The sequence below is a fragment of the Syntrophothermus sp. genome, assembly GCF_013314835.1.
In the GTDB taxonomy this organism is placed as follows: Bacteria; Bacillota; Syntrophomonadia; order Syntrophomonadales; family Syntrophothermaceae; genus Syntrophothermus; species Syntrophothermus lipocalidus.
In genome coordinates, this window is record NZ_JABUEX010000091.1 from 1 (window position 1) to 6,596 (window position 6,596).

At 55.8% G+C, this 6,596-nt stretch carries 1 protein-coding gene, 2 tRNA genes and 2 rRNA genes; all 5 read right to left on the reverse strand.

All coding sequences use genetic code 11. From position 1 onward, the window contains the following. Window positions 1–109: 109 nt before the first annotated feature. Window positions 110–3,094: ribosomal RNA gene (locus HPY90_RS14455) — 23S ribosomal RNA — on the reverse strand. Between the two features lie 83 nt (window positions 3,095–3,177). Beyond that, window positions 3,178–3,253, reverse strand: a tRNA-Ala gene (locus tag HPY90_RS14460). 18 nt (window positions 3,254–3,271) lie between these two features. Beyond that, window positions 3,272–3,348 (reverse strand) — tRNA-Ile (locus tag HPY90_RS14465). Between the two features lie 198 nt (window positions 3,349–3,546). Beyond that, window positions 3,547–5,101, reverse strand: a 16S ribosomal RNA gene (locus HPY90_RS14470). Together the 16S and 23S rRNA genes with 2 tRNA genes alongside form the textbook arrangement of a ribosomal RNA operon. 430 nt (window positions 5,102–5,531) lie before the next feature. After that, the coding region (locus HPY90_RS14475) for a transposase (RefSeq protein WP_287195543.1) at window positions 5,532–6,596 on the reverse strand (1,065 nt) is incomplete at its 5' end.

Sequence of the window (6,596 nt, forward strand, 5' to 3'; positions counted from 1 at the left end):
TCCGCTATCGCCACCGGAAACTGTCCGGCGCTTTCGCACCGTGAAAACCACACATGTGTTAGAGTACTATCTCAGGTTACTCACCCGCGCAAACTCGGGTGTAGAGGCTATGGTCAAGCCCTCGACCTATTAGTACCAGTCAGCTTAAGGCATTGCTGCCCTTACACGTCTGGCCTATCAACCTGGTCATCTTCCAGGGGTCTTACCGGCTTTTTGCCGTGGGAAACCTCATCTTAGGAGGGGCTTAGCGCTTAGATGCTTTCAGCGCTTATCCCTGCCGAACATAGCTACCCAGCTTCTGCCCCTGGCGGGACAACTGGTACACTAGAGGTTCGTTCACCCCGGTCCTCTCGTACTAGGGGCGACTTCCTTCAAGTTTCCTACGCCTGCGGCGGATAGGGACCGAACTGTCTCACGACGTTCTGAACCCAGCTCACGTACCGCTTTAATGGGCGAACAGCCCAACCCTTGGGACCTAATACAGCCCCAGGATGCGATGAGCCGACATCGAGGTGCCAAACCTCCCCGTCGATGTGGACTCTTGGGGGAGATCAGCCTGTTATCCCCAGAGTAGCTTTTATCCGTTGATTGCCGGCCCTTCCACTCGGAACCGGCAGGTCACTAAGCCCTACTTTCGTATCTGCTTGAGCCGTCGCTCTCGCAGTTAAGCTCCCTTCTGCCTTTGCACTCGCCGCGCGATTTCCGACCGCGCTGAGGGAACCTTTGGGCGCCTCCGTTACTTTTTGGGAGGCGACCGCCCCAGTCAAACTGCCCACCTGACACGGTCCCCAAACCAGATTATGGCCCAAGGTTAGAACTTCGACATTTCAAGGGTAGTATCCCACCGTCGGCTCCGCACCCCCTGACGAGGGCGCTTCGCTGCCTCCTACCTATCCTGTACATGAAACACCAAAATCCAATGTCAGGCTACAGTAAAGCTTCATGGGGTCTTTCTGTCCAGCCGCAGGTAACCTGCATCTACACAGATAATTCAATTTCACCGGGTCCCTCGTCGAGACAGCGCTCAGATCGTTACACCATTCGTGCGGGTCGGAACTTACCCGACTAGGAATTTCGCTACCTTAGGACCGTTATAGTTACGGCCGCCGTTCACTGGGGCTTCGGTTCAGAGCTTCGCTTGCGCTAACCCCTCCCCTTAACCTTCCAGCACTGGGCAGGTGTCAGCCCCTATACTTCGGCTTTCGCCTTAGCAGAGACCTGTGTTTTTGTTAAACAGTCGCCTGAGCCGTTTGTCTGCGGCCCCGCCGTGCTTTGGGCTGCTCACCCTAACACCGCAGGGCACCCCTTCTCCCGAAGTTACGGGGTCATTTTGCCGAGTTCCTTAACGAGGGTTCTCCCGCGCGCCTTAGGATTCTCTCCCCGCCTACCTGTGTCGGTTTGCGGTACGGGCACCAGCCACCTGGCTAGAGACTTTTCTTGGCAGTGTGGGGTCAGCCAGTTCGGTACTAAATTTCCCTCCCCATCGCCTCTCAGGACTACCTCTCCGGATTTGCCAAAAGAGGCTCCCTACAGGCTTGGACCGGCGCGACCAACGGCCGGCTGTGCCTACCCTTCTGCGTCATCCCTTCGCTCATAACGGTGGCCCGGTGGTACTGGAATATCAACCAGTTGTCCATCGCCTACGCTATATGCCTCGGCTTAGGCCCCGACTAACCCTGAGTGGACGAGCCTTGCTCAGGAAACCTTAGGCTTTCGGCGGGCTGGATTCTCACCAGCCTTTTCGCTACTCATACCGGCATTCTCTCTTGCATGCGCTCCACACGTCCTTACGGTCATGCTTCAACGCTGCATGCAACGCTCCCCTACCAATCGCTTGCGCGATTCCGTGGCTTCGGTGACAGGCTTTAGCCCCGTGTATTTTCGGCGCAGAGCCACTCGACCAGTGAGCTATTACGCACTCTTTAAATGGTGGCTGCTTCTAAGCCAACATCCTGGTTGTTTGGGCAACTCCACATCCTTTGCCACTTAGCCTGTACTTTGGGACCTTAACCGACGATCTTGGGTTGTTTCCCTTTTGACTGTGAAGCTTAGCCCCCACAGTCTGACTCCCGGGGTATAACGCGTGGTATTCGGAGTTTGAATGGGTTCGGTAACCTTATGGGGCCCCTAGCCCAACCAGTGCTCTACCTCCACGCGCCACTTTACCCGAGGCTAGCCCTAAAGCTATTTCGGGGAGAACCAGCTATCTCCGGGTTCGATTGGCATTTCACCCCTACCCACAGCTCATCCCATAGCTTTTCAACGCTAATGAGTTCGGCCCTCCACGCGCTTTTACACACGCTTCAGCCTGGCCATGGGTAGATCACCCGGTTTCGGGTCTATAGACTGCAACTAACTCGCCCTTTTAAGACTCGCTTTCGCTACGGCTCCAGTGCTTCTGCACCTTAACCTCGCTGCAGCCTGTAACTCGCCGGTTCATTCTTCAATAGGCACGCCCCCAGCCTCGTATGGGCCTGGGACTGCTTGTAAGCGCACGGTTTCAGGTTCTTTTAACTCCCCTCTCGGGGTGCTTTTCACCTTTCCCTCACGGTACTGGTCCACTATCGGTCGCTGAGTAGTGTTTAGCCTTAGGAGGTGGACCTCCCAGATTCCCGCGGGGTTAACGTGCCCCACGGTACTCGGGTGCCGGCTCGGAGCGCCTCGCCTTTCGCCTACAGGGCTATTACCCTCTGTGGCCGGCCTTTCCAGGCCTGTTCGGCTAGACAAAGCGTTTCTTACTCCGCGGACAGTCTTCAGCCTGCCCAAACCGGTCCCTCAACTCCCTATACGCAACGCCTGAAGGCTTACACGTATAAGGTTTAGGCTCTTCCCCGTTCGCTCGCCACTACTAGGGGAATACGCAAATGCTTTCTCCTCCTCAGGGTACTTAGATGTTTCAGTTCCCCTGGTTCCCTCCTCCGGGCCTATTTTATTCAGCCCGGGGTGACACGCTATTAAGCGTGCCGGGTTGCCCCATTCGGATACCCCCGGATCGATGCCTGCTTACGGCTCCCCGAGGCTTTTCGCAGTTGGCCGCGTCCTTCTTCGGCTCTCAGCGCCAAGGCATCCACCGTGCGCCCTTAGTAGCTTGACCATCTCGCCTACTAACGCTACCCTAATTTGCGCGTTCGTGAATTACCTGCTCTAACACTATGTGCAGTTTTCAAGGTGCGATTTTGGTGGAGACGAGCGGGATCGAACCGCTGACCTCCTGCGTGCAAAGCAGGCGCTCTCCCAGCTGAGCCACGCCCCCACCTTATTAGCAAACACATGGTGGGCACAGGTGGACTCGAACCACCGACCTCACGCTTATCAGGCGTGCGCTCTTACCACCTGAGCTATGCGCCCACTCTAGAGACCTTTCGATCTCTCAAAACCAAACAGTGTGCTCGCGCGCCGGTTTCCCTAGCGGGACCTTTCGCGGCGGGAACTCATAGCACTTTTAGTTTACGCGGCTTCACCCTTGCGGGTATCTTCCGCGACCGACCTAGGAGTAGAGACACAGTTCTCGGGGTTAGCCATAGTACCTGTCTCGCTGCTCCTTAGAAAGGAGGTGATCCAGCCGCACCTTCCGATACGGCTACCTTGTTACGACTTCACCCCAATCATCGACCCCACCTTAGACGGCTGCCTCCCTTTCGGGTTAGCTCACCGGCTTCGGGTGTTGTCAACTCTCGTGGTGTGACGGGCGGTGTGTACAAGGCCCGGGAACGTATTCACCGCGGCGTAGCTGATCCGCGATTACTAGCAATTCCGGCTTCATGCAGGCGAGTTGCAGCCTGCAATCCGAACTGGGGTCCGTTTTGAGGGATTGGCTTCACATCACTGTGTCGCTGCCCGTTGTACGAACCATTGTAGCGCGTGTGTAGCCCAGGACATAAGGGCCATGAGGATTTGACGTCATCCCCACCTTCCTCCGAATTGTCTCCGGCAGTCTCCCGTGAGTGCTCACCTCTACGTGTTAGCAACACAGGACAGGGGTTGCGCTCGTTGCGGGACTTAACCCAACATCTCACGACACGAGCTGACGACAACCATGCAGCACCTGTCTCCCTGTCTGGGCGAACCCAGAAAGCCATGTTTCCACAGCGGTCAGGGGATGTCAAGCCCTGGTAAGGTTCTGCGCGTTGCGTCGAATTAAACCACACGCTCCACTGCTTGTGCGGGCCCCCGTCAATTCCTTTGAGTTTCAACCTTGCGGCCGTACTCCCCAGGCGGGGCACTTATTGCGTTAACTGCGGCACGGAAGGGGTCGATACCTCCCACACCTAGTGCCCATCGTTTACGGCTAGGACTACCGGGGTATCTAATCCCGTTCGCTCCCCTAGCTTTCGCGCCTCAGCGTCAGGTGCAGTCCAGGAAGTCGCCTTCGCCACTGGTGTTCCTCCCGATATCTACGCATTTCACCGCTACACCGGGAATTCCACTTCCCTCTCCTGACCTCAAGCCCGCCAGTTTCAAGCGCAGTTGCACAGTTGAGCTGTGCGATTTCACACTCGACTTAACAGGCCGCCTACGCGCCCTTTACGCCCAGTAATTCCGGACAACGCTCGCCCCCTACGTGTTACCGCGGCTGCTGGCACGTAGTTAGCCGGGGCTTCCTCCTCAAGTACCGTCAACTTCCACCACTGTTCGCAGTGAAACTTTCGTCCCTGAAGACAGAGCTTTACAACCCGAAGGCCTTCATCGCTCACGCGGCGTCGCTGCATCAAGCTTTCGCTCATTGTGCAAGATTCCCGACTGCTGCCTCCCGTAGGAGTCTGGGCCTTGTCTCAGTCCCAGTGTGGCCGGCCACCCTCTCAGGCCGGCTACCCATAGTCGCCTTGGTGAGCCGTTACCTCACCAACTAGCTAATGGGCCGCGGGCTCATCCTCGCACGGTAGCATTGTGAAGAGGCCACCTTTGCCCAGCATAGCATGCGCTACACTCGGTTCATCCGGTATTAGCACCACTTTCGCGGTGTTATCCCGGGCGCGTGGGTAGATTGCCCACGTGTTACTCACCCGTCCGCCACTCAGCAGCTTGCGCTGCCCCGTACGACTTGCATGTCTGAGGCACGCCGCCAGCGTTCGTCCTGAGCCAGGATCAAACTCTCCGATAATATCTGAACCCTCTCGGGCTCCTTAACTATCTAGAGCTGATCTGCTCTACATGGATATTACTTTGCCTTTCGTTCCCCGCAAGATTATTCTCTCTTGACAGAGCACACTGTTCAGTTTTCAAAGATCGAAGGTGTCTCATTGCTTCATTACTTCCGGGCACGAACTGTATCGCGCCTGGACTATTATCGTATCACGGTGCCAATCTGTTTGTCAAGGAAGCGCATTTTGGAGGCATTTGCGATGTTGCCGTTTTAAGCGTCTGGTAGCGCACCGGCGAGCCTCCCAATACCACAATCTAGAGTTTCAGCGCTCCCGGAGCCCGTCTCAACGTTCTTTTTTCACCCATCTCGCGCTCAATTTGTGTCCCGAATCCGAACAAATGCAATAAAATGCCCGGGCGTTTCGTGCTTTAGTAGTCTTCAGTTCAGTTTACGCAACCACAAGGCTGCGCATAAGGTGTTTTTGCCTGCTTCTCAGCCTGCCTACAGCCATCGCAAGCATCACACATAACGCAAGCCCAACTCGCGCCCTCATCTTCTTAAGCCCGCGGATGTAATGTCTCTCGAATCCAAATGACACGTCAAGACGGCTGTTTACTCGCTCCACCGCTGTGCGCTTCTTGTACTCGCGTTCCCACTTGTAACTCGATCGCGCAATCGGCACAAATATGCGCCGGTCCGTATCTAACTTTATCCTGATCCCAGATCCCCATTTGCATCTGGCGCTTCCCTTGCACTTAAGCGCATACTCTCTTGCAGGGCACCGGTACTTAAGTGTGTTGCGCTTCTTCTCAAAACCGCCATATGCCATGCTCAGCCTCTTGGCCGTGTCCGGGCAGTGACAGTACACATTGCCGCGGTAATCGTACACTATGTTTTGTGTGCCAGGCATCAGATGCGTCTGTTCACCGTCCTGCCAGCAATTCCTGATGTCTATCACCGGTTTGATCTCATGCTCATCCCATAGAGCGCTTAGCAGTTTGGCGTCATCGTATCCCCTGTCCGCAAGCATCACCTCACATCGCTCAAGCAGCAACGGCTGCCGTTGCTTGATGTTTGCCAGCAATTTGTGTGCTTGCGGAGATTCGGACTCAGAAGCACGGCTCACACTATATGCCACAGGCAGTTCATACTGCGCGTCCACCAAAAGGTGCAGTTTGTACCCGAACTGCCATATCGTCTTTTGCCACGTTGTGCCGTCTGCTCGCTGGCCTGTATACACTTTGGCTGTCCAGTCGGCGTCAGTTTCACGCCGCCCATCGGCTGTGTTAACTGCACCCTTTTTTAGCGGTTTGCCGTGAGACCTGATCACCTTGCCGTCTATGGCTAGAGTCTTACCGAAGTCCGGCATCAGACTCATTGTCTCGGCCGCTAACCGCTCAAACAACTCCCCAATTGCATCAGTCTCTGCCAGCAGTTTCTTCAGAAAACGGCTGAACACCCATGATGGAGGTACAGCGCCTCTAACACCGCACTCCCATCTTAACTGCGCGTT